General features: G+C 70.4%; 16 protein-coding genes. 9 read left to right on the top strand and 7 right to left on the bottom strand.

Annotation, left to right across the window (positions count from 1 at the left end; translation table 11 throughout):
- Positions 1–69 precede the first annotated feature (69 nt).
- On the top strand, positions 70–2109 hold the full coding sequence (locus ACFHVL_RS06555) for a S8 family serine peptidase (protein WP_416626183.1): 2040 nt from the start codon (positions 70–72) through the stop codon (positions 2107–2109).
- A gap of 1530 nt (positions 2110–3639) precedes the next feature.
- Here the strand turns inward: ACFHVL_RS06555 and ACFHVL_RS06550 are convergent.
- On the bottom strand, positions 3640–5073 hold the full coding sequence (locus ACFHVL_RS06550; RefSeq protein WP_416626181.1) for a PepSY-associated TM helix domain-containing protein: 1434 nt from the start codon (positions 5071–5073) through the stop codon (positions 3640–3642).
- 108 nt (positions 5074–5181) lie between these two features.
- Here ACFHVL_RS06550 and ACFHVL_RS06545 point away from each other — a divergent pair, with 108 nt between their 5' ends.
- Positions 5182–5742: a DUF5134 domain-containing protein gene (locus tag ACFHVL_RS06545; protein ID WP_416626180.1), complete on the top strand. Its 561-nt coding sequence runs from the start codon at positions 5182–5184 to the stop codon at positions 5740–5742.
- A 105-nt stretch (positions 5743–5847) separates the two neighbouring features.
- On the opposite strand, the gene ACFHVL_RS06540 is transcribed toward ACFHVL_RS06545, so the two are convergent.
- Together ACFHVL_RS06540 and ACFHVL_RS06535 are read right to left on the bottom strand one after the other, a co-directional pair.
- Positions 5848–6024, bottom strand: coding sequence for a DUF397 domain-containing protein (locus tag ACFHVL_RS06540; protein ID WP_416626251.1), 177 nt, complete (start codon positions 6022–6024; stop codon positions 5848–5850).
- Positions 6021–6689, bottom strand: coding sequence for a DUF5753 domain-containing protein (locus tag ACFHVL_RS06535; RefSeq protein ID WP_416626178.1), 669 nt, complete (start codon positions 6687–6689; stop codon positions 6021–6023). The genes ACFHVL_RS06540 and ACFHVL_RS06535 overlap by 4 nt, the downstream gene beginning before the upstream one ends.
- Before the next feature lie 192 nt (positions 6690–6881).
- Between ACFHVL_RS06535 and ACFHVL_RS06530 the strand changes: the two genes are divergently transcribed.
- The 4 genes from ACFHVL_RS06530 to ACFHVL_RS06515 all read left to right on the top strand — a co-directional run bounded on the left by ACFHVL_RS06530 (position 6882) and on the right by ACFHVL_RS06515 (position 17309).
- A complete protein-coding gene (locus ACFHVL_RS06530; RefSeq protein WP_416626177.1) occupies positions 6882–7460 on the top strand; it encodes a hypothetical protein in 579 nt (192 codons plus the stop codon).
- A gap of 280 nt (positions 7461–7740) precedes the next feature.
- Complete coding sequence (locus ACFHVL_RS06525) at positions 7741–11085, top strand: hypothetical protein (RefSeq protein WP_416626175.1); 3345 nt, start codon at positions 7741–7743, stop codon at positions 11083–11085.
- Positions 11082–16052, top strand: a complete 4971-nt coding sequence (locus ACFHVL_RS06520) for a DEAD/DEAH box helicase (RefSeq protein ID WP_416626174.1) — start codon at positions 11082–11084, stop codon at positions 16050–16052. The genes ACFHVL_RS06525 and ACFHVL_RS06520 overlap by 4 nt, the downstream gene beginning before the upstream one ends.
- Positions 16053–16148: 96 nt before the next feature.
- Positions 16149–17309 (top strand): hypothetical protein, encoded by a 1161-nt coding sequence (locus ACFHVL_RS06515; protein WP_416626172.1) that lies wholly within the window; start codon positions 16149–16151, stop codon positions 17307–17309.
- 78 nt (positions 17310–17387) lie between these two features.
- Here ACFHVL_RS06515 and ACFHVL_RS06510 read toward each other — a convergent pair whose 3' ends face one another.
- Together ACFHVL_RS06510 and ACFHVL_RS06505 are read right to left on the bottom strand one after the other, a co-directional pair.
- Positions 17388–17780: a hypothetical protein gene (locus tag ACFHVL_RS06510; protein WP_416626171.1), complete on the bottom strand. Its 393-nt coding sequence runs from the start codon at positions 17778–17780 to the stop codon at positions 17388–17390.
- Positions 17781–17848: 68 nt separating this feature from the next.
- On the bottom strand, positions 17849–18535 hold the full coding sequence (locus ACFHVL_RS06505; protein ID WP_416626170.1) for a hypothetical protein: 687 nt from the start codon (positions 18533–18535) through the stop codon (positions 17849–17851).
- Between ACFHVL_RS06505 and ACFHVL_RS06500 the strand changes: the two genes are divergently transcribed.
- Positions 18518–19525 (top strand): helicase-related protein, encoded by a 1008-nt coding sequence (locus ACFHVL_RS06500; RefSeq protein WP_416626168.1) that lies wholly within the window; start codon positions 18518–18520, stop codon positions 19523–19525. The two genes, ACFHVL_RS06505 and ACFHVL_RS06500, sit on opposite strands and share 18 nt — an antisense overlap.
- Complete coding sequence (locus tag ACFHVL_RS06495) at positions 19482–19856, top strand: hypothetical protein (protein WP_416626166.1); 375 nt, start codon at positions 19482–19484, stop codon at positions 19854–19856. The genes ACFHVL_RS06500 and ACFHVL_RS06495 overlap by 44 nt, the downstream gene beginning before the upstream one ends.
- Positions 19857–19943: 87 nt before the next feature.
- Here ACFHVL_RS06495 and ACFHVL_RS06490 read toward each other — a convergent pair whose 3' ends face one another.
- Positions 19944–21296, bottom strand: coding sequence for an Nramp family divalent metal transporter (locus tag ACFHVL_RS06490; RefSeq protein ID WP_416626164.1), 1353 nt, complete (start codon positions 21294–21296; stop codon positions 19944–19946).
- Here ACFHVL_RS06490 and ACFHVL_RS06485 point away from each other — a divergent pair.
- Positions 21237–21764: a transposase domain-containing protein gene (locus tag ACFHVL_RS06485; protein ID WP_416626162.1), complete on the top strand. Its 528-nt coding sequence runs from the start codon at positions 21237–21239 to the stop codon at positions 21762–21764. The two genes, ACFHVL_RS06490 and ACFHVL_RS06485, sit on opposite strands and share 60 nt — an antisense overlap.
- A gap of 230 nt (positions 21765–21994) precedes the next feature.
- On the opposite strand, the gene ACFHVL_RS06480 is transcribed toward ACFHVL_RS06485, so the two are convergent.
- A complete protein-coding gene (locus ACFHVL_RS06480; protein WP_416626160.1) occupies positions 21995–23266 on the bottom strand; it encodes a carboxypeptidase-like regulatory domain-containing protein in 1272 nt (423 codons plus the stop codon).
- Between the last annotated feature and the right edge of the window lie 100 nt (positions 23267–23366).

Raw genomic sequence — 23366 nt, 5'->3', positions numbered from 1 at the left:
TACCAGGTATGCAACCCTGGTGTTTCACGCCCATCGACGTATTGAGAGACGTCCATAGGGGAGGTATTGGTGACACGATCGAGAAGATTCGCGGCCGCCGGTCTGGCCGCCGCGCTCGTCCTGGGGTCCGGTGGCCCCGGCCGGGCGGCACCACCGGACCCGGCGGCACCCGACACACGGGCGGCCTCCGGACAGCGCAACACCGTCACCCTGCTCAGCGGTGACCAGGTCGCCGTCGTCGGCACCGGGGTGGCGATCCGCCCCGGCGCGGATCGGGACGACATGCAGTTCCGCACCCAGCGGATCGACGGCGAGCTGCACGTCATCCCGCGTGACGCGGTCGGGTTGATCCAGGACGGCACCCTGGACCGCCGACTGTTCAACGTCACCAAACTGATCGAGTGGGGCTACCACGACACCGTCCGCGACACCCTGCCGCTGATCATCACCCGTCCGGACGGCGCGTCGGCCCGTGGCGGGGCCGAGACCCAGCCCGACGGCGTCGAGGTGCAGCGCTACCTGCCCGCGATCGACGGCACGGCGGTCACCGCCGACAAGTCCACGCTGGCCGACCTGTGGTCCTCAGTCGCCGGTGCGACGGCGGCCCGCAGCGCGAACACCGGCGTCGGCCAGATCTGGCTGGACGGCAAGCGTCGACTGCTGCTCGACCGCAGCGTCGCGCAGATCGGTGCGCCAGCGGCGTACGACGCCGGGTTCACCGGAGCCGGCGTCACCGTCGGCGTCATGGACAGCGGCGTCGACGTCGAGCACCCCGACCTGGCCGACGTCGTCATCGAGACCCGCAACTTCACCGAAGCCCCGGAGGAGGGCGACACCGTCGGCCACGGCACCCACGTGGCGTCGATCATCGCCGGCAGCGGCGCGGCCTCCGACGGCAAGTACCGTGGCGTCGCCCCGGACGCGAAGATCATCTCCGCGAAGGTCTGCTCCGAATCGCTCTGCGACGACTCCGCGATGATCGATGCGATGCACTGGCTGGCGGTGGAGAAGCAGGCAACCGTGGTCAACATCAGCATCGGCGGCGGCGACAGGCCGGAGATCGACCCCCTCGAGGAGGCGGTCAACACTCTCACCACGCAGACCGGCACGCTGTTCGTCATCTCCGCCGGCAACGCCGGAGCCGACCGTACGGTCGGGTCGCCGGGCAGCGCCGACGCCGCGCTGACCGTCGGTGCGGTCGACCGCGACGACACCCTCGCCGACTTCTCCAGCCGGGGCCCACGAGTCGGCGACGACGCCGTAAAACCTGACATCACCGCCCCCGGTGTCGACATCGTCGCCGCCCGGGCCGCAGGCACCACCCTCGACATCCCGATCGACGAGCACTACGTCTCCGCGCCCGGCACGTCGATGTCCGCACCGCACATCACCGGCGCCGTCGCGCTACTCGCCCAGCAGCAGCAGGGCTGGACCGCGCTGCAGTTCAAGTCGACGCTGATGGCGTCGGCCGAGCCGCACGCCGGGGCCACCGCGTACCAGCAGGGCGCCGGCCTGGTCGACGTCGCCCGCGCCATCACCCAGACGGTGACCGCCGAGCCGGCCAGCCTCTCCTACGGTCGCACCCTGTGGCCGCACCACGACGACGAGCCGATTACCAAGACCGTCACCTACCGCAACGACGGCACGGACGCCGTCACCCTCGACCTGACCTGGGACGTGACCGGGCCGGACGGCACCGCCACCCCGGCCGGCATGTTCACCGCCGGCACCGGACAGGTCACCGTTGCGGCCGGCGGTACGGCGAACGTCGTCGTCACCGCCGACACCAGCGTCGACGCAGCCGACGGCTTCCACAGCGGATATCTGGTCGCCACCGCCGGACAGACCCGGGTGGTCACCCGGTCGGCGTACACCGGGAGGTGGAAAGCTACGACCTCACCGTGGCCCACGTCGACTCCGCCGGCGAGCCGGCCGCCGAGCACTTCACCGCCGTCATCGGACTGGACGCCTCCTACGCCGATCTCGTCTACGACCCGGACGGCACCGCCACCGTGCGACTGCCCAAGGGCCGGTACGGCGTGTTCAGCAGCATCGACGAGTTCGACGAGAACGACTTCACCAGTGCGGTCGTCGTGGCACCCGAGGTGAACGTGAGCCAGGACGCCACGGTCACGCTGGACGCGCGGCAGGGCGAGCCGGTCAACGCCACCGTGCCGCAGGCCAACGCCCGCACCGACACGGTCGACATCACGGTCGCCTTCGAGACGGCGTTCGGACCACTCGGTGTCGGGGCATCCTATCCCAGCTTCGACGGAGTGTCGACCAAGTACCTCGGTACGGAGCCGGTGTCGTGGCTGAACTCGGCCATCTCCCACCACTGGTACAAGCCGGACGGCGAGGGCGGGTTCGTCAACAGCCCGTACACGTACGCTCTCGGTGAGATGATCCCCGGCGAACTGCCGACCGGCTACCAAAAGGACTACCAGGCTGCCGAGTTGGCCCGGGTGCGTCACGACTTCCAGGGAGTCGCGACCGGCGAGATCTCCGACCGACTGATCGCTCCCAGTTTCGACAACCCGGCCCTGACGGCCTTCGGCTCGCTCGCCGAGGTCGCCGTTCCAGGCGAGCGGATCGAGTGGTACAGCACCGAGCAGGTCGCCTGGTTCTCCGACCTGTACTTCTCCAACGTGTCGGAGGACGGCTGGCTGGATACGGTGTCGCTCCTTTTCGCGCCGCCGCGCGCGTACGCGGCTGGTGGCCGGCACACCGATATCTGGAACCTGCCGCCGTTCGGCCCGGCAATGCCGGCGACCACGTCGCCGTACGACTGGGCCAGCCGCATCGGTGACGAGATCCTCGTCGAGGTCCCGCTGTTCGGCGACGCCGCTGGACATGCCGGTATGTCGCGTGCGGTGACCGAACGCACCGCCCTCTACCGCGACGGTGAGCTGGTCGAAGAGTTGCCCTTCGGTGGCTTCGGCTACTTCGTCGTGCCGCCGGGACAGGCCGACTACCGGCTGGAAACCTCGGCGACCCGCGACGTCAGCGATCTGGCCGCCGAGGTCAGCCTGGCCTGGACCTTCACCTCAGGGCGGGTCAACGGCGACGAGTGGCGCAACCTGCCGGTGATGGTGGCACGGCCGACCCCGCAGCTCGACGACGCAGGCGCGGCACCGGCCGGCGGTGAGTTCGAGATCCCGGTGACGGTACGCCGGCAGACCGGCGTCACCGCCAACCTGAACGCGCTGTCGGTGGAGGTCTCCTACGACGACGGCGACACGTGGCAGCCGGCACAGGTACGCGCCGACGGCCGCAACTGGGTGGCGACGGTCGGGCACCCAGAGAGCGACGGCTTCGCTTCGCTGCGCATCGGTGGCGAGGACCGCCACGGCAACACGTTCACCCAGACGGTGATCCACGCGTACCGGTTGACCACCACCGACTAGCGATACTCCCCGCCCGCCCCGGTGCGGCAACCTGGTGTCCCCTGGTTGCCGCACCTGGCACAGCTTCTTCTGCACCGGTCGCATCACTCAGGTTCTCGACCGTGCCACCGGTGCGCCGGTAGCCGGCGACGGCACCGTCCGGTGGTACGGCGGCGGTGCCTCCGTCGAGCAGGCCCGGACCGTCAATGTCAGCCACCCGCGGCGTGCTGCACCTGACGATGTGATCCAGTGGTCAGACCGTGCCGAAGAATGACTTCAGCGCGGGCACCCGGCGGATGAGGAACTGGTCCAGCGCCAGGATGACCAGCAGGGAAAGGCCGAACAAGGGCAGAAAGAGGCCGAGTACGACCATCGCGGCGAGCAGCGTCCAGTTGCCCCAGACCGGGAGCTTCGCACGCGGTGCGGCGAGGCCGGCGGCGGTGCCCCGCCGCGTCCACCACATCATCGGACCGGTGACGCACATGAAGATCACCGCGAGGCAGAAGAGCGTGGACATGATCGTGTTGAAGGTCCCGAGGCGGCGGCCTTCATGCAGGGCGATGCCCTGCGAGACCACCTTCGCCATCGCGCTGTAGTCGTCGTAGCCGTACTGGCCGACCACGTCGCCGCTGTACTGGTCGACGTGGATGGTCGTTTCCTGGCTGACGTCGGATTCGGCGGGGTTGCCGACGTCGTACCACTGGCTGCTCATCACGCTGAACACTCCGGTCTCGCCCTCCGGGTACATGACGAGATACGGACCGGGGGCGCCCAGTGACTGTGCCGCGGTGACCGCCCGGTCGATCGAGATCGGGGTGCCGCTGCCGGTGCTGCTGCCCTGCGGGGCGTTGCCGGAGGCCCACCCGGCCGGAGCGGACTGGCCGTCGGCGTCCTCGATCTGCTGCCGGATGGTGGACTCGGCACCGGGGTCCGCGCCCCAGAGTCCGGAGCCCCCGCTGACCGCGATCTGCTGGGCCTGGGCGCCCCACACACCGGTCCAGGGCAGCCCGGAGACGACCAGTAGCAGGATGCCGAGCCCGACGGGGAGCCCGACGAGGGCGTGGTAGCTGCGGAGCCGGGCGCCGCGCTTGCCCTTGGCCTGTGCGCCGCTGCGGGAGCGGCGGCCGAGGAAGAAGATGATGAACCCGGTGATCGTGAGCACGATGGCCCAGGAGGCCCCGAGCTCGACGATGCGGTCACCGAAGCCACCGTCGCCGATGAGCAGGTCGCCGTGGATGCGTTCGGCCCAGGTGGAGATGAGCTGGTCCTGGCTGAGCTCGCCGGTGACCGTGGCGGTGTAGGGGTCGACGTAGACGTTGGTGCTGCTGCCATCGTCGAGCCCGACGACGAACAGGGTCGCCCGGTCGCCGGTGCCGTCCTGCACGGACAGGATCGGGCGGTCCGGGAACTCCGCGCGGACGGCGGCCTCCTGGGCCGACAGCGCCGATCGTTGCGCACCGTCGGCCACCGGCACCTGCAGCACCCCGGGATGGGTCAGGGAGTCCACCTCCGCCCGGAACATGTAGGTCATGCCGGTGACGGCAAGGCAGAAGAGTACGGGTATGACGAGCACGGACCCGTAGAAGTGCCAGCGCCAGAACGCGGCGAACCAGTTGGTCTTCCGGGGTTTGGCGAGGGGCGTCGGCGCCTCCTCGGAAGTCGGGGTCTCGGTTTCTGCGGCGGTCATCGCGGCTGGCCCTTCCCTGATCGTCATATTGTTCGCCGGTGGCGACCTGTGGTACTAGCTAGAGTCGTGCTGGAGACGCCCTGGGTTCCCGTTCTGACGATCGTTTTCTTGCTGACCGGGCTCGTCTGCGTCGGTGACCTGGTCATCCGTCGTCGTGGCGTGCCGCGTGAGCAGGCGTTCTCCGACGCGGAGCTGATCGACATCAATCACTGCGTGATGAGCGCTGCGATGATCTTGATGGTCTGGCTGATGGTCGATGGCGTGTTCGCCTGGGCGCAGGTCGCCATCTTCGGCATCCTCGCGTTCGCGTTGCTGCCCGCGTACCTGCGGGTGCGGAGCACGTCGGAGCGGGTCGACGTGCTGGGTCACGTCACGCAGAACGTGGCGATGATCTGGATGCTCGCGGCGATGCCGATCCTCATGTCGGAGATGGCGATCGGCGGCGGCTCCGGGCATTCGCACGGCGTAGCCGCCGCCGGCGCGGTACCCACGCCGACCCCGGCGTGGGCGGACACGGTGAACGTCGTCTTCGTGGTCCTGAGCGGGACCGGGGCGCTGTGGTGGCTGTACCGTGCCGCGAGGCCGACGTCCGGCCACCGGCTGCATCTACTGAGCTACTCGGTGATGAGCGCAGGCATGGCGACGATGCTGCTGTTGATGAACACCTGAGACCCGCTGGCGGCACGCATCAGCCCCTTGTCCGGCCCGTGACGAGGGCCGGACAGGGGGGCTGCGGTGGGTCAGCGGCCGGTCAACTGCATGCTGGCCGGTGGCTCAGTGTTTGGCGGTCACCTCAATGAAGGATTGCCAGGCGGCGGGAGCGAAGGTCAGGGTGCCGCCGTCACGGTCCTTGGTGTCCCGGACGTACACCCGACCCGGAAGGTTCTCCGCCACCTCGACGCAGTCCTGAGTGTCGCTGTGCCTGCTCTTGTGCCAGCGGGCGCCGGTCATGTCCATTCAAGTTCTGCGGTGTCGTCTGGCGCTTCGACCACCTTGCCGCGTCGGTGGCCTTCCACGTAGCCGACCGTCCGGCCTTCCACGGTGGCGAGGACGAATCCGCCGTCGCCGCCGGGGTAGGCACCGGTTGACAGCGGGATCAGGTGAATCTGGATGTTGGGGCGTTCGGCTGCCTCAGCGAGCGCGGTGAGTTGGTGGTGCATGACCTCCGGTCCGCCGACGCCACGGTGCAGCAACGCCTCGTCGATCACCGCGACCAGATGGCAGGGGTTCGACTCGCGGCTCAAGATCTCTTGTCGTTCGATTCGAGTCGAGATCGCTGTTTCCAACTTCTCGCCATGAATGCCGTATGTCGTGAGTACCGCTCGCGCGTATGCCTCGGTTTGCAACAGTCCGGGCACGACCAACGGTTGAAAGGCTCGGAGTAGGCTGGCCCGCTGCTCGTGCTCGATGAACGGCTTGAACCAGACGGGTGCGTGTTCACCGATGACGAACTCGCGGTAGAACTTCATGAACGTGGTGCCGAACACCTTGTCGACCATGCCCAGGTAGTTGGGCAGGGCAGGGCGTTCGCCGCGTTCGATCGAGCCGACGTGCTTCGCGGAGAAGTGGATGCGCTCGCCCCATGAATCCTGGGTGAGCTCCATCGTCTCGCGCACTCGCCGTAGCTCCGATATCAGATACTCGCTGCCGCTCACAAGCTTTCACATCCCTCAGTTTCCCTCGTGGTGGCCAATGCGTTGGCACACTGACCTCCCGCCGTGCACGGGGTCACCAGTCATATTCCGTCACCAGTGGACCAGAGCCCAGGGTGGATGTCTCGGCGATTCGTCTATCCAAGGAGGATCTTGGTGGTGCACAGGAACGACGGGATCGGCGGGACTCCCCGGCTGACCCGCTACACGTCGATCGGGACGCCGCCGCGGGTCGATCCGACGCCGAACCGGCCGCCGCTGCCGCAACGGACCCCGGGGGAGTCGGACGCTGCCGACCCGGCCGACACGGTGTTGGCGCACGCCGTCCAGCAGGCGCGGCTCGACATCGCCACGCATCTGCCGTCGCGGATTGGCGACTGCCGCGAGTGTGACGTCGCCGCACCGTGCCGGCCGTTCCTGCGGGCACTGGTCATCCTCGACCGGTGGGATCCGGTGAAGGCGCGTCGGGTCCGGGCGGTGTTGCAGCTGTCCGGGCTGATGCTGGACGGCTACCCGCACGGAGAGGACGACGACATGTCTGACGAGCCGCTGCGGGTCGGCGAGACGCTGCACCTGGGCAAAGCCGACTGGGTGTACGACGACTGCTCGATGCGGGTCCGGGTGTCCGACATCCGCTACGGCCACGACAGTGACGAGTCGCCGGTGATCGGCATCCTTGCCACGATCGTCGGCGGTGGACGCGACGGCCGGATGGTGGCGATCGCCGTCTACTAGCGGTCGCTGACCCAGCCTGGCGTGCGGGAAGCACCGCGTGCCATCAACGGGACCGATCCGTACCAGTGATGAAAGCCGGCAGCGGCCGGTGCTGCGCTGACTCCGTAATCGGTGCCGGCCGCGCCGGCCACGTCGCCGGATGTGATGGGATTGTCAGCGCGGCGGCGCTGACCGAACGGACACGGTCAGGTACCGGATGGACCTGTTTCCTTGAGTTGCTGCTGATACATCTGCATAGTCGCGATACGGCCCAGATCGTCTATTCGTCAGGGGGACCGTCGTGCGGGCATCCGACTATCTCCATGATCGGGAGCGTGAGTGGGGGCCCGCGCTGCGCGCGGTGTCGCTGGTCGCCGAGATCGCGGTGCCCGAGCTGGAAGCCCGCCGAGCGGTCAATAGGCTGGGAAACCTGTACGGCGCCGGCAGCGAGTACGAGCAGCGTCAATACCTGTACTACCGCTACCCGGCCTGCCTGTTGGTCGGCCTCAGTGGCATCGGTGCGGCCCGCTACGAGCAGGGCAACTACTGGCGTGCCGTGCGTGAGGAGACCCACGGCCAGGTCGACCAGACCGCCTGGGGCGCGGCGTTCCGGGTCAACCTGGACCGGTTCGACCTGGCCCGATTCCCCGGCCTGCCACAGATCAACGTCGGTGAAATCCTCATGCACGCCGGGATTCCCGCCTACTGTCTGGGCGATCTGCTGAACCTGCTGCTGCAACGGCAGTCCCGGGAACCCGGCACCACCGTCACGGACTTCTTCGCCTGGGCGCTGACCCCGGGCCGGGAATCACGACTCAACACCCTCGACATGCCGGTACGGCGGCTGTTGCGCCACGGCGGCGAATACGCCGAAGACCTCGTCGACCGCTGCTTCGACCTGCTGGACCGGTTCCGCGCTGCGGCGTCCAATGCCGACGGGCTCGGCCTGCCGCCGCACCTGATCGACCAGGCCCGCGGCTACGTCGACGGCGGGCAGCTCGACTGGGCCGGCACCGCGACCCGCACCGCCACCGCCGTCGGGGGCAGTGGCAGCGCGGCGGCACCTCGACCGTACGTGGAGCTGGAGCCGTACGGCCGGGGCCTGCTGGTGCGGCTGCCGGCGGTGCCCGACGCACCCGGCGGCCGGGTCGAGTGGCGGGTCCGGGTCGGCGGGGACGTTCAGACGATCGTCAGCCGCTCCCGGCTCGCCGGTGACGTCGACACCGCGCCACCGGCCGTCGCGTCGATCTCCCGACCGGTGCGGCAGGTCACCGTCGAGCTCGCCGCGATCGAGCGGGAGTTCGAACTCGACCTGATCGACCCCGGCGAACCGATGCTGATCTTCACCGACGAAGGTCGACGGGTGCCACTGACCTCCAGCCTGCCGCCGGAGCCGGTCTGGATCCTGCACGCGGCCCGCGACGGCACCGGCCAGCCCGTCACCCTGCACATTGACCGGGCCGCCGCCGCGCCCAACGCCGGCCCCGTCGGCCCGGCGGCCGACGACGACCAGGACCTGCCGGTGCCGTACGGCTGGCTCGGCTGGACCCTGCGTCGGGTCGACCTCGGACAGGTCGCCGAACTGCGGCTCGCCGACGGACCGGCCCGGCGGGTCGGCAGCGCCCGGCGGGCCCAGCTGCGCCTCACCCCGCCGCTGTCCGACGTGGTCAGTGTCGCCAGCACCCTCGTGTACGGCACCGCCCCGGCGCTGTTCCTGCCAACCGAGGCGGGCGTGGCCACCGAATGGTCGATCCGCGTTCGCCGGCCCGGCACCGCCGAACTGCTCGCCGTCACCAGTGTGCGGATCACCGACGACACCGTCACCGACCCGTGGCGGCAGCTGCCCCGGCCACTCGTCGGTGCCTACGAGATCACCGTCCGGGGCCCGCTCGGCCGGGGCCTGTCGCGCACCCTCGACCTCGCCGAAGGGCTGGCCGTCGCCGTCCACCCGGTGTGGCGCGAGCTGCAGCCCGACGGGCTGGCACCGGCGTCCGTACGGATCGGCGCGGCCAGCCCGGCGCTGCGGGTCGACCCGCAGCTGACCCGGCTCGACCCGACCCAGACCAGCGCCGACGTGCAGCTCACCGCCGTCGGACACACCACGACGGTACGGGTGACCCCGGCGCACATGTCCGCCCAGTGGGTCAGTGCCGGCCGCACCACGCCGTGGTCGCTGCAGCCGCTGCGCCTGGACACCGAAACCGTCGGCGACGGCGAACTGCTGGTCCGGTTGCCGGCGGCGGTCGACGCCGACCTCGTCGTGTCCAGCGCCGGCCAGCACCGGCAGACGCTCGCCTCCCGGGCCACCTACGGCCAGCCGCTGGCCCGGTTCCCGCTCGCCGCGATCGCCGACACCGTCCGGGTCTGCGGCTCCGCCCAGCTCGCGGTCCGCCTGGGCGGCCAACAGTTCCCCGTCGCCCGGTGCCTGCCCCGACAACTCGCCGGCACCGTCCACCTCAAAGACGACCAGCTGGTCCTCGGTGACGCCAGCCCGGTCAACGGGCTGGCCGCCGGCGTCTACCAGGTGCTGGCCCCGTGGCGGCCACCGCACGTCACCGCGATCGGAGCCGACCTGGCCAGCGAGCCGCTGCCCGCCGACCTGACCCGGGCCGGGCCGCTGGCGGTGCTGCTGCGCGTCGACGACCCGTGGCTGCCCGAACCCTGGCCGGTCTGGCCCGGCCTGGACAATGTCTTCACCGTCAACGGCGACTGGGATCCGCCGCTGCCGGACACCCCGGACACGGCGCTGTCGCGCCACCTGGCCGGGTTGGCCGACGTGCCGGACCGCCCCGACGTCGCGCCGCTGATCATCCCGCTGTACCGGCGTGCCGAGGGCCTGCGCCGCCACGGCGTCACCGTAGCCGTGCGTGAGGCCGTCGCCGTGTTGCGCCGATACCCGGTCGCCGCGCTGACCGCGTTGACCCGTACCCGGTCACCCGCGTCCGAACTGGTGGCCCCGCTGGTGCACTCCGGGCTGGTGGCGCTGCCACCGCTGGCCTACCTCGGCACCGCCGACGAGGCGCGGCTGTGGCAGACCAGCCCGCTGGCGGCGCTGCTGGCCACCGCGTACCGGATCGGGGTCACCGCAGCCGGCGACGACCTGCACGAACGGGCAGCGACGGCCTGCGGCGACTCCCTCGATGCGCTCCTGGCCGGTCAGCCCGACCCGCACCGGGCGGTCGGCCGGTTCGACCCGGCCGCCCAGCAGTTGGCCCGGCTGCCGGCCGAGCAGCTCGACGAGCTCTGGCAGGCGATGCGGATCGTCCCCGGTGGACTCCTCGACGCCGACGAACGGGTCGCCGCCGCCCGCCGGCTGTTCGACGTACGGGACCGGCCCGGCATGGCCCGGGTCGCCGCCGCCGGCGCCGACCTGCTGCGCACCCTGCGGCCCGCACTGGCCGCCGTCGGCGGCCCGGCCGTCGACGCGGCGGTCGGAGCCCGGCAGTGCGGCCCCGGCTGGCCGGACCTGCCGGCGCTGTCGCTGGCGTTCGCCTTCACCGCCCGACTGATCGCCCGCGACCGGCTGCCGGCGGCCCTGCTGACCCGGACCACCCCGCACCACGCGACCCTCGCCCGGCACGCCCCCGACCTGACCACCATCGACATCTTCCTCGCCGAACTCACCCTCACCGGAGACGCCGAATGATCCTGGATCCCCTGGCCACCAGCGACGACATCGTCGCCATCTATCAGCGGTACCTGCGCAGCCTGGTCGAGCCGAGAGATCCCCGGCTCGCCGCCGCACTGGACACCGCGATCGCCGACGCGATCAGCCAGGAGATCACCAAAGGGCCGCTGCTGGAAGCCACCCCGCCGTACCGCACCGGGAGCACCCCGCGTCGGCTCATCGACGCCGGGGCGCTGCACCCGGGGATCGCCGCGCTCGGTGCCGGCCTGGCCCTGGACCGGCCGCTGTATGTGCACCAGGAACGGGCGATCGGTAAGGTACGGGCCGGCCGCAACGTCGTCGTCGCCACCGGCACCGGGTCGGGCAAGACCGAGAGTTTCCTGCTGCCGATCCTGGACCGGCTGATGACGCAGCGGGCCGCCGGCACCCTCGGCCCCGGTGTCCGGGCGTTGCTGCTCTACCCGATGAACGCCCTCGCCAACGACCAGATGAAGCGGCTGCGCACCCTGCTCGCCGGAGCCCCCGACATCACCTTCGGCCGTTACACCGGCGAGACCAGGCACAGTCTGCGCGAAGCCGCCGAGGTCTTCGCCCACCAGCACCCCGGTGAGCAGCGGCTGCCCAACGAACTGCTCAGCCGCGAACAGATGCAGGCCACGCCGCCGCATCTGCTGCTGACCAACTACGCCATGCTGGAATACCTGCTGCTGCGGCCACTGGATATGGACCTGTTCGAAGGCGACCACGCCGGCAACTGGCAGTTCATCGTCGTCGACGAAGCCCACGTCTACGACGGGGCGCGCGGTGCCGAGCTGGCGATGCTGCTGCGTCGGCTCGTCGACCGGGTCGGCCGAGGCCGGTTGCTGCAGTGCATCGCCACCAGCGCCACCGTCGGCGGCGACCTGGCGGCGGTCGCCGACTTCGCCAGCTCCCTGTTCCCGGTGCCGTTCCAGCACGACCCGGCCGACGCCGCGTCGCAGGACGTCATCACCGCCGAACGGGTGGAGGTGCCGGCCGGGCCGGAATGGGGTCCGCTGCCCGCCGCCGCGTACCGGCAACTACGCGACGCCCCGTCGCCGGCCGCGGCCCTGCTGGAGCACGCCCGCCGCGACGGCGTTCCGGCGGTGGCGGCCGGGTCGGCCGATGATGCGGCCGCCGCGGTGCTGGAGCAGGAGCAGCGGGTACGGCGCCTCAAGCGGCTCCTCTCCCACGGGCCGATGCCGCTGCGTGAGGTCGCCAAGGCGCTGTTCCCCGACGACTCCGGCCAGGCAGCCGTCACCGACCTCGTTGCACTCGCCAACGCCGTACACGACAGCACCGGCACCCCGGTGCTGTCCGCCCGCTACCACCTGTTCGCCCGCGCCACCGAAGGTGCCTTCGCCTGCCTCGGCACGAACGGCCCGCACGTGAGCCTGACCCGGCGCGAACGCTGCACCCACTGCGGCGACGCCGCCTTCGAGATCGGCACCTGCCGCCGGTGCGGCACCGAACACCTCGCCGGCACCGTCGAACGGGTCGGCACCACCGCCGTCTTCCGGTCCCGCCGCTCCCGCGACGAACAACAGACCTGGCTGGCCCTCGTCGACGACGTAACCACCGACGAGGACGAGGAAACCCTGCAGGCCAACAGCGTCGCCAGAAGCAGCGAAACCGGTGCGCTCTGCGCCCGCTGCGGAGTGTTCCAGGTCGGACCGGCCGGCAGCTGTCCACAGTGCCCTGATAGCCTGATGCGGGCGGTGCGGTTCGTGCGGCAGAACGCCGAAGCGCTCACCGCCTGCGTTGGCTGCGGCGGACGCGGCGACGGGCTCATCCGGTTGTTCGCCAGCGGCAACGAGGCCTCCGCCTCAGTGCTCGCCACCGCCCTGTACCAGCGACTGCCGCAGGCCACTGACCCGACGCAGCAGGCCCGGCCCGGCGGCGGCCGCAAAGTGCTGCTGTTCAGCGACAGCCGCCAGTCGGCGGCCTACTTCGCCCCGTACCTGGAAGACTCCTACCAGCGGGTGCAGCGCCGCCGCCTGCTGCGCGAAGGTGCACTCGCCGCCGCCGGCCGGGGCGACGCCGAGATCCGGCTCGACGACGTCGTGCACGACACGGCCCGCGCCGCCGACCGCTACGGCATTTTCCAACGCCGCGACTCCGCCCAGGCGCGCCGCCGGCAGGTCGCCCTCTGGGCGCAGACCGAGATCGTCGGCGTCGACGAACGCAACTCACTCGAAGGGCGCGGCCTGCTCGCCTGGGGCATGTCCCGCGACCCCGCCTGGCAGGCACCTCAACCGCTGATCAGCCTCGGTCTCACCAAGACGGAAGTGTGGGCGCTGCTCGACGAGCTGCTGCGCTCCGTACGGCTGCAGGGAGCCGTCGCCGCCCCCGACGGGGTCGACCCGCGCGACGAGGCGTTCGCACCCCGCGTCGGGCCGATCTACCTGCGCGGCACCGGCTCCGACGCCCGTCGCAAGGTGCTGAGCTGGCTGCCGACCAGCGGCACCAACCGGCGGGTCGACTACCTGCGGCGGGTCCTCGCCCGCCTCGGTGTCACCGCCGACCCCCACCAGCTTCTCGACGGCATCTGGCGGCTGCTGACCGCCGGGCCGATGAGGGAACTGCTGCGCGACAGCCTCGAACCCGGCATCGGGCAGGTCTACCAGCTCGACCCCGAACTCGTCACCTGCACGGTCCCAGGCGACGACCACCCGGTCTGGCAGTGCGGCACCTGCCGGCGGATCACCCCGTACGCCGTCCAAGGGGTCTGCCCCACCATGAAGTGCGTCGGCGAACTGGCCCGCTGGGTGCCGCCGCCGGCCGACGTCGACCACGACCACTACCGGTCGGTGTACCGGGAGATGAACCCAGTGCCGATGCGGGTGCTCGAACACACCGCCCAGTGGACCAGCGAACAGGCCGCGCTGATCCAGCAGCAGTTCGTCCGGGGCGAGGTCAACGCGTTGTCCTGCTCGACCACGTTCGAGCTCGGCGTCGACGTCGGTGAGCTGCAAGCCGTCATGTTGCGCAACATGCCGCCCACCACCGCCAACTACGTGCAGCGGGCCGGGCGGGCCGGTCGGCGCACCGACTCGGCGGCCCTGGTCCTGACCTACGCGCAGCGGCGGTCACATGACCTGTCCCGGTTCGCCGAACCGGACCGGATGATCGCCGGCGAGGTCCGGGCGCCGTACGTGCCGCTGACCAACGTACGGATCGACCGCCGGCACGCCCACTCGGTGGCCCTGGCCGCGTTCTTCCGGCACCACTTCCGCACCTACGGCACCATCTGGCGGAAAGCGGGGGAGTTCCTGCTCGCCGGCGACGACGGCGTCGCGCCGGTGACGCTGGTCGCTGGCTTCCTCGACCCGGTGCCGGCGGAGATCGTCGAATCGCTGCACCGGGTGCTGCCGGCCGATATCCGCGACGAGATCGGCGTCGACTCCGGCGACTGGGTGACCCACCTGGTCGGCCTGCTGGAATCGGTCCGCGCCGAGCTGAAGAACGACGTCGACATCTACGAGCAGAAACGGGCCGAGGCGTTCGCCGCCCGCAAGGACGACAGCGCGGCCCGGTTCGGCCGGGTCATGAAGACCATCACCGGCCGGGAACTGCTCGGCCTGCTCGCCAACCGCAACGTCCTGCCCAAGTACGGCTTCCCTGTCGACACCGTCGAACTGCGGCTCACCTTCGCCGACGACCAGATGTCCCGCCAACTGGAGCTGTCCCGGGACCTTTCGTCGGCGATCTACGAATACGCCCCCGGCGCCGAGGTGGTCGCCGGTGGACAGACCTGGCAGTCGGCCGGGGTGTACCGGCTGCCCGGCCGGGACCTGGAACGGCGCCACTACGCCGTCTGCGCCGGCTGCGGCCACTACCGCGACTCGATCGAGCAGCTCGACGCGCAGTGCCCGGCCTGCGGGGCACCGGCCACTGGCGTCCCCCGGCAGTACACGGTGCCGGTGTTCGGGTTCGTCGCCGACCGGTCCGGGGGTCGGCGGCCGAGCACCGCGCCCCGGCGTACCTGGCACGGTGCCACCCACGTCGTGTCCACCGGCGCCGAGATCTTCGAGGACAAGGTCGACCTGCCCGGCGGTTCCCTGACAGTACGGGCCGGCTCACGCGGCGAACTGATCGCCATCAGCGACGGGGCCGGCGGCGCCGGCTACCTCATCTGCGCCAGGTGCGGGTTCGGCCAGTCCAACACGAGCAAGAAGCAGCGGCAGAGCTCGCATTCCAGCCCGCTCACCGGCCGGGACTGCCGGGGGCGGTTGGAACTGCTGTCGCTGGCCCACAAGTACCAGACCGACGTGCTCGACCTGGGTGTCGAGGGCGCCGCGCTGGGCGGTATCGACGACAACGGTTGGCGGTCGCTGGCGTACGCGGTCGTCGAAGGGGCGGTGCTGGCCTTGGAGATCTCCCGCGACGACATCGACGCCACGGTCTACCGGACCGAAGCCAACCGCAGCGTGATCATGCTGTACGACACAGTGCCGGGCGGTGCCGGGCACGTCCAGCGCATCGCCCTGCGGGTACGTGACGTGCTCGACGCGGCGCTGCGGCGGGTCCGGGACTGCGAGTGCGGGGTGGAAACCAGCTGCTACCGGTGCCTGCGGGTGTTCCGCAACGACCGCTACCACGAGCACCTGCGTCGCGGTGTCGCCGCCGACGTGCTGGGTCGGCTGCTCGGCCGCGCCGACCAGACCCCGGTCGGGGCGCTGCGGGTCACCCTCGCCGAGCATTCGGCCGCGGTCGACGCCGACCGCAGGTTCCTGATCGACGACGTACCCGGTGAGGTGTTCGAACCGGTGGCACCCGGCCAGCTGGACCTCTACGAGGGGCGGATCGTGTTCGCCCGGCGGGCCGGCGCGGCGTCGGTCGGCCGCCTCTGGCTGCGCCGCGACGGCGAGAACGGCGACATCGTCGGCGCCGGGGTCGAGCCACTGGTCGGTGAACCGTTGGACGGTCTCGACGACCTGACCCTCATCGGAGTCGCGCTGCTCTGAACAGGCGTGTTGCCGTGCGTGTCGACCAATCGCACCCCTGAAGTCACCTAGTGTGCTTGCTTGGTGACAATCGGAGTCGATTGTGGGGTGGTGTTCGTGGCCGCTGGGTCATGGTGGACAGCTGAGGATGTCGCCAACGTGGAGAAGGACCTGGCCCGGCATGCCAAAGCCGGACTGTGGAGCTACACCAGTCCCGAGGAGATGGCGCACTGGGTCTTCGCCGACCCGGCGCTGTCAGCGGCTGGGGAGTTGGCGGCACCGAGCGTGGATCCACTCGGTGCCGATCTTGACGGGCCGGCTCGTGCCTCATGGGCACTCGCCGGCTGGTACATCCGGATGACCGTGCCGAAGCCAATCGAGACCGACGGCAGGCTGTGGTTCCTGAACCAACGGCGGGTACGGGGGCGGTCGCTGCTGCGGGTAACCCTCGGAATGCTGGAGATGCTGCGGCTGGATGAGGACGGCGACAACGTCTTCTTCCACTTGGCGAGTAGCGCGGTCGAATCTGCTGTCGAGCTGGGAGTCATCGACCAGGAGTCCTGGGAGAATCGGGTGTTCGTCCGAGAGGACGACTCGTATGCCACTCTCCGTGGCCAGAAGGTCGGGTGCGTCTGTGACAGCGTCGACGACGCGTTGTGGGCGTTGCGGCAGCCGCCGGTGCTCGCCGCGGCGCGGCTCGTCAACGTCCGGTGTCTCGCCGCTGGCGGCTTCTCCTTCCAGCGGCATCACCGGCCAGAGCGGCTGGCGCGTGCCTGGTCCGCCGCGCAGGTGCACTTCGACTCCCTGACGCCGCAGCTGGTGCCGGGGGCGGGGGCGGGGTTCGACCGGCCGTACCGGTCTCCGGCCGTGGACCCGGCGGCGCTGACCGACACCCGGGCCTTCGACAAGGCGGCGTACGTGGCCGGGTGCGACGAGCACGACTTGCTCAGCCGCTGGCTGATCGACATCCTGGCCGCCAGCGGCACCCCGGTGGGCACCGGGCTGGCGGGGGTGCCGGTGGACCTGGCCTGGCGCGACGCTGACGGTCGGCAGTACATCGCGGAGGCCAAGAGCCTCGTTGGCGCCAGCCCGGAGGATCAACTGCGACTCGGTCTCGGCCAGGTGCTCGACTACCGCCACCGGCTGGCCCTGCTCGGCCTGGTGGTCACGCCTATCCTGCTGACCTCGGCACCGGTGGACGGGGTGTGGCGAGACATCTGCCAGGAGAACGGCGTGACCCTGCTCGTCGACGGTGATCCACCGCCTCACGCTTGTTGATCCAAGGCGCTTCATCGACGCGAAACGCCGGAGAACAGTTTGCTAGGGCGTATCGGATCATGCGTCGGGCTGGCTGCCTCAGCTGCCGCCGGCGCACTCGTCGATCACGCTCTGGACCTCGGACATCCAGATCGCCTCATTGCTGCCGGAGCGTTTGAAGGGCGCGCGCCGCGCCATGTTGAAGAAGCCGCCGGACGGCATTGACGGCCGGCCGTCGAAGCCCTGCTGCACGACCAGCGCGGAGATCAGCCCACGGCCCTCGGCGTGCTCGCGGCGCGACGCGTGCTCAAGGATGTGTGGCAGAGGCCCCTGGTGGTAGGGCACCACAAGACCGTCAGCGGCGAGCCGCTCGCTGAGTTGACGGTAGGTGATCAGCGCATCCTCGAAGCGCCTCGCCTGCCGGGCAAGATCCCGAAGTATCTCGATGCTGAGGTCGACAGCTCGGTCGAAATCCGGGTCACCAACACGCATCCGTCTATCGTGCCGTCGCGTCGCCTGCGTGCAATCGGCGGACCGGCCAACTCGCGGCATCGGGTCAGTCAGTCGACGATGCCGATGCGGGCGGCGAAGGCGCGCAGGTCCGCAAGGGACTGCCGGCAGTCGTTGGACAGCAGGTCGGCGGTCAACTTCTGGGCCCACGGGCGGTAGCGGACTTCCTGCGGTGCGGTCTGTTCGGCGGCGAGCAACGCCCGGTACGCGGCGGCCTGCGCTCCCCGGCCATGCAACGCCAACGCGGTGTCCTGCCAGTAGCGGGCCCGGCGTTCCACACTGCTCAACTGCTCAGGCGCGACGACGCGGGCATGCTCGACTGCGGTGCCGAAGTCACCCAGCGCGCGGGCGATCCCGATCCGGTACAAGGCGACGTCGACGCTGCCGAAGGTCGACCCCAGGCCGGCCCGCCGGGCGGCCTCGTCCGCCTCGGTGAGCATGGCCAGCGCGGTGTCCCGCTGGTCGGCCAGGGCGGCCGTGTAGGCGGCGGTGGCGAGGAGCCGCCCGTACGCGGTGACGTCAGCGGGCTGTCGCAGCCCGGTCGCGGCGTCGAGCGTCGCGGCGCCGGTGAGTATGACCTTCTGTGCGTGGTCGCGGTGCCGGGTACGGCGTAGCACGATCGCGGTGATCCGGGCATGCTCGGCTTCCAGCAGTGGATCACCGCAGGTCTGCACGGCTCGGCCGGCCCGGTCCATGATCGACCAGGACATGCCGTCCTCGTGGAGCTTGATCAGCACCTGGGCGGTGAGGTGGTACGCCCCGGCGTCACGACGTACCTGTCGCATGCCTCACTCGCCCTGGACGACCGGCGCCGCGCTGAGCATGCCTTCGCCGAAGGGCGCGACTGCGTCATCGTCTCCACCAGCACCCTCGAACTCGGCATCGACGTCGGCGACCTCGACCGGGTGATCCAGATCAACGCGCCCCGGACCGTCGCCGCGTTCCTACAGCGCATCGGCCGTACCGGACGACGGGCGGGTGGCATCCGCAACTGCCTGTTCCTCGCGCTGGACACGCCGAGCCTGGTGCACGCCGCCGGGCTGCTGCACCTGTGGGGTCAGGGCTGGGTCGAGGCGATCGTGCCGCCGCCGGAACCCCGGCACATCGTCGCCCAGCAGATCATGGCGCTCTGCCTGCAGCGTCACCGTATCGGGGACCGGCAGTGGGCGCAGGAGTGGAACGGGCTGGCACCCTTCGACGGCAGCGCGGAGGTGATCCTGCGGCATCTCGTCGACGAGGGCTACCTGGACGACGACGGCATGCTGCACATCGGACCGCAGGCCGATCTGCGGTTCGGCCGGCGGCATTTCATGGACATGATGGCGGTGTTCACCGCACCGCCGCAGTTCACCGTGCTGCTGGGGCGTACCGAGATCGGGCGTACCGATCCGTACCTGCTGACCGAGAAGGTGATCGGGCCACGGCTGCTGCTGCTCGGGGGGAGTAGCTGGCGGGTGACCCACATCGACTGGCGTCGGTGTCGCTGCTTCGTGGAGCCGGCCGAGCGAGCCGGCCGAGCGAGGCGGCCGGGCGCTGTGGCTGGCCGGTGGCACCCCGCAGGGGCTGTCGTACCGGCTGGTGCGGGCGATGCGGGACGTGCTGCTCGGCGCGCAGCCGCCGGTCCAGCTGAGCCGGCGGGCGACCTCACGGCTCGCCGAGGCTCGCGAGGGTACGGCCGGGCTGGTGCACCCGGGTGGCACCGTCGTCGCCATCGACGGACACGATGAGCTTCGCTGGTGGACCTGGGCCGGATTCCGGGCCAACGCCACCTTGACCGCGACCATCGGGGACTTGGCGGACCCGACGCAGCGGCCGGACGACACCAGCATCCGGTTGCGCGCCGGTGTCGACCGGCCCGGCTGGCTGACGGCGACGAGCGACGCCGCGGATCGCATCTGTCTGCCAGAGATCGACGAGAAGGCCCTGCACGGGTTGAAGTTCAGTGTCGCGCTGCCGCGCCGGCTGGCCGAAGCAACCCTGGCGGCCCGGCTGGCCGACGTGCCGTCGGCGCGGGCGGTGCTGGCGGAGCCGGTGCGTTTCGTCCACTGGCACCGGTAGGCGGTTGATCCACTGCGCTTCATCGACCCGACCCGCCGGAGATCGATCAGGTGTGGCGCATCCGATCATGCGTCAGCCGGCTGGACGTTATCCGATCCGCACGCCGACCAGGCTCAGCAGGTAGACGATGGCGAAGACACCGAAGAATCCTCCGGCACAGCCGAGGGCCACCTGGCTGGCCAGCGATGGCCGTACCTCCGTCGGTAGTCGACGGTTGACGTACAGGGTGAGGCCGACCACCACCGGGGTGTGCGCGGCGGCGATGATCCCGCCGACCGAGAGGATCTGCACCGGGTCGCGGACCAGGAGGAACAGCACCAGCGGAGCGAGAGTCATGCTCACCGCGACGTAGGCCAGATAGACCCGGCGTGGGTGGCGGCGCACCCGGCCGGTGATGAGCCGGGTGGCGTCGGCGTAGGTCCGCGCCCAGCCGTCCTGGTTGGCGAAGATCGTGCCCCACAGCGCGACCACCACGCAGGTCAGCAGCAGCACCTCGCCGAAGGTCCCCCACAGCTCGCTGAGCAGGGTGGTCAGGTCCCGGGCGACGTCGACGCCGTCGGGTACCCGCCCCTGCGGGGCGAGCAGTTCGGCGCCGAGCACCAGAAACGACACGATCACCAGTCCGCCGCCGACCACGCCGAGCGCGGCGGTGCGACTCATCATCCGGGTCCAGACGCGTACCCGGTCGACCTGCTCCTCGCGGTCGGCAAGCTTCTCCTCTGCGGCCTCGTCGCTGGCGGACGGGGACTGGTCGACCGCGCCGCCGAAGCCGCGCGCGGCGACCCAGTAGGAGAACCACATGATGCCGACCGCACCGGCCAGGATGAACCCGACCCAGGGCAGGACGAAGTACAGGTCGAGGTCGTCCGGTACGCCAGGGACCAGGCCGGTCGTGATGTCGCCGCTGACGGTGCTGGCCGCCGCGGTGATGGCGGCGCCGACCAGTACCAGGGCCATCACCGACGTGATCCGCTCAACGCCCTGGTAGCGGCCGGCCAGCACCAGCGCGCCGGAGCCCAGGATCACCACGGTCGCGTACATGGCCTGGCTGCCGGGGAGTCCGACCATCAGCGCGCTGCCGACCAAGGCGGCGATGCCGGCGATGGTGACCACTCCGGCGACGACCTGCGGTACGAAGATCACCCAGATCGCCCAGTTGGCTGGCCCCGGTACGTCGCGGAAGCCGTCGAGCAGGGTGCGGCCGGTGGCGACGCTGAACCGGCCGGCCTCCCGGATCATGATCCACATCAGGAGGGTCACGATCAGCGCCAGCCACAGCAGTTCGTAGCCGTACCGGGCACCGACGCGGGGCGTGAACAGGACCGATCCGGAGCCCACCGAGGACACCATCCACAGCAGGCCGGGTCCGTACCAGCGGAGTTGGCCCCGGCCGGCCGGGGCGGGTCTGGGTTGTGTACGGAGACGGAACGCGGTTGGCACGGCGGGATTCCCTTTGGGCGTCGTCGAGCTGATCACCGGACCCGTTCGGACCTACCCAGGAACCCGGATGCGACACCTCGGCGGCAGAGCCGATGCATCGACACGCCTGCTGTTCACGCTCCGGCTCCCCGAAAACTCGGTTCCTGGGACGACTGGCAGGTCCCGACCAAGTCCGCGACCAGCCGTGCCCGGCAGCGACTCGGGCCCGAGCCGATGAAGGTGTTGTTCGAGCAGGCTGCGGTGCCCTGGCCGCGCCGGGTACGAAAGTCGCCTGGCTCGCCGGCTGGGCTCGGGGCCGAAAGCGTCGGCGTACCCCGAAACTGCACGTTGCAGCGCAGCGCTGTGCCGGCCGTTCCTGCGGTCGCTGGTCGTCCTGGACCGTTGGGATCCGGGCAAGGCCGACTGGGTATTCGGCGACCGTTCGATGCGGGTGCGGGTCTCCGACATCCGCTACGGCCACGACAGTGACGAGTCGCCGGTGGTCGGCATCCTCGCCACGATCGTCGGCGGTGGACGTGATGGCCGGATGGCGGCGATCGCGATCTACAAGCAGTCGCTGACCCGGCCCGGGGTGGGGGAGGCCGCGTACCGTCAACGGGACCGACCCGTACCAGTGAACAGGCAGCTGCGTCGGTTCGCAGCGCCCGGAGGAGCTCTCGGATCCGTGTCGCCGGACGACTGTGGGCCGCCGCCTGCGTCTACAGGCCGTAGTTGTGGAAGGTGATGGATCGGGCGTCGAGCAGCGGCTCTGTGGCGATGTCGTACCGGATCCCGAGACCGCCGCCGGGGCCGGCGATCCCGACGGTGACGGTGTCGCTGGATCCGAGCGCCGGGGTCAGACCAGCGTAGGCGACGTTGATGTATCCGTCGCTGGCGTACAAGGTGACGCTGAAGCTGAACCGGGTGGTCGGGTCGGCGGCCTGGGCGACGTTGTGCCAGTCGACGACGAGCGCACCGGCGTACCCGGGGGCACTGATCACGGTCGTCCGGACGCTGGCTGCCGGGTCGATGATCAGATCGTCCCAGTACGGTGCGACCACCAGGTGCGGGCCGTTGGCGGACGGGAAGTCGGCCGGCGCAGCTTGGTGCGAGCCTCCCTGGTCGGTGAAGCTCAGGTAGCCGTTGCTGTCGACCCAGACGCTGCTGTAGGTCTGGCCGTAGAAGGGGAAGTCGAACGGGAACCCGATCTCCTGGACGGCGTCGTCTCCGAACAGCTCCCGCACGGTCGTGCCCGGCTCATAGTCGTGGTAGTAGCTGGTGAAGCACCGGTACCCTGCCCCGTCCTGCACTGGCGGCAGCCAGAGATCCTGGTCGAACTGGACCGGGATCGTGACAGGAAGGCCGTCGAGCGCCAAATCGCAGCCCTGCTCGTACCTCGTATGCAGCGTGTACGCCCCCGGCGTCAGGTGGTCGAAACGGTAGTAGCCGTCGGCGTCGGTGAGCGCGGTCAGGCCGCCCGGCTCCAGGGTGACGGTGACGCCGGCCCGTGGGCCGTGGTCGACGAGGCTGAGCGTGCCGGACAGCGACGGGTCGCCGACGACCTGTACCTCGGCGTGATAGATCGGGGAACTGCTGTACGCCGAACCGAGATTGTCCTGGTCGCCGACGTGGACGCGAAGGGCCCCGAGATGGTCGGCGAACAGGGCGACCGTCGCGGTCCCGCCGGGGGCGTCAGCGGAGGCGGACATGGTGAGCTTCGCGGCACCGGTGACGCTGTAGCGGAAACCGGTGACGTTCGGATTGCCGTTAGCGTCGAAGACCACGCTGACCGTGGACCCGTTGTCGGCGGTCGGTCCGCCCGGGAAGGTGATCGTGATCGGCGTCGGCGCCTTCGGTCCGGCCTGTGCGGCGTCACCGGGCACGCCGACGGCGACCAGAGCGATGGCGGTAGCGAGCCCGGCTGTGAACAACCCGGTGCCGCGTCGCCGCCGTGACTGGTGGGACCAGGCTGCGGGCAATGGACTGGTCATGCGAACCCCCGTGCAGGTCGGCCAGATGGCTCGATGATCGTACGGCGCTCCGCGATGTCCTACGACTCCGATCCACAACTGACTGGAAACTGGTCCGCTA

It is taken from the genome of Micromonospora sp. LOL_023, assembly GCF_048060115.1.
In the GTDB taxonomy this organism is placed as follows: Bacteria; Actinomycetota; Actinomycetes; order Mycobacteriales; family Micromonosporaceae; genus Micromonospora_E.
The sequence above is the reverse complement of the archived record's forward strand: the minus strand, read 5'-3'. Positions and strand labels throughout refer to the sequence as shown.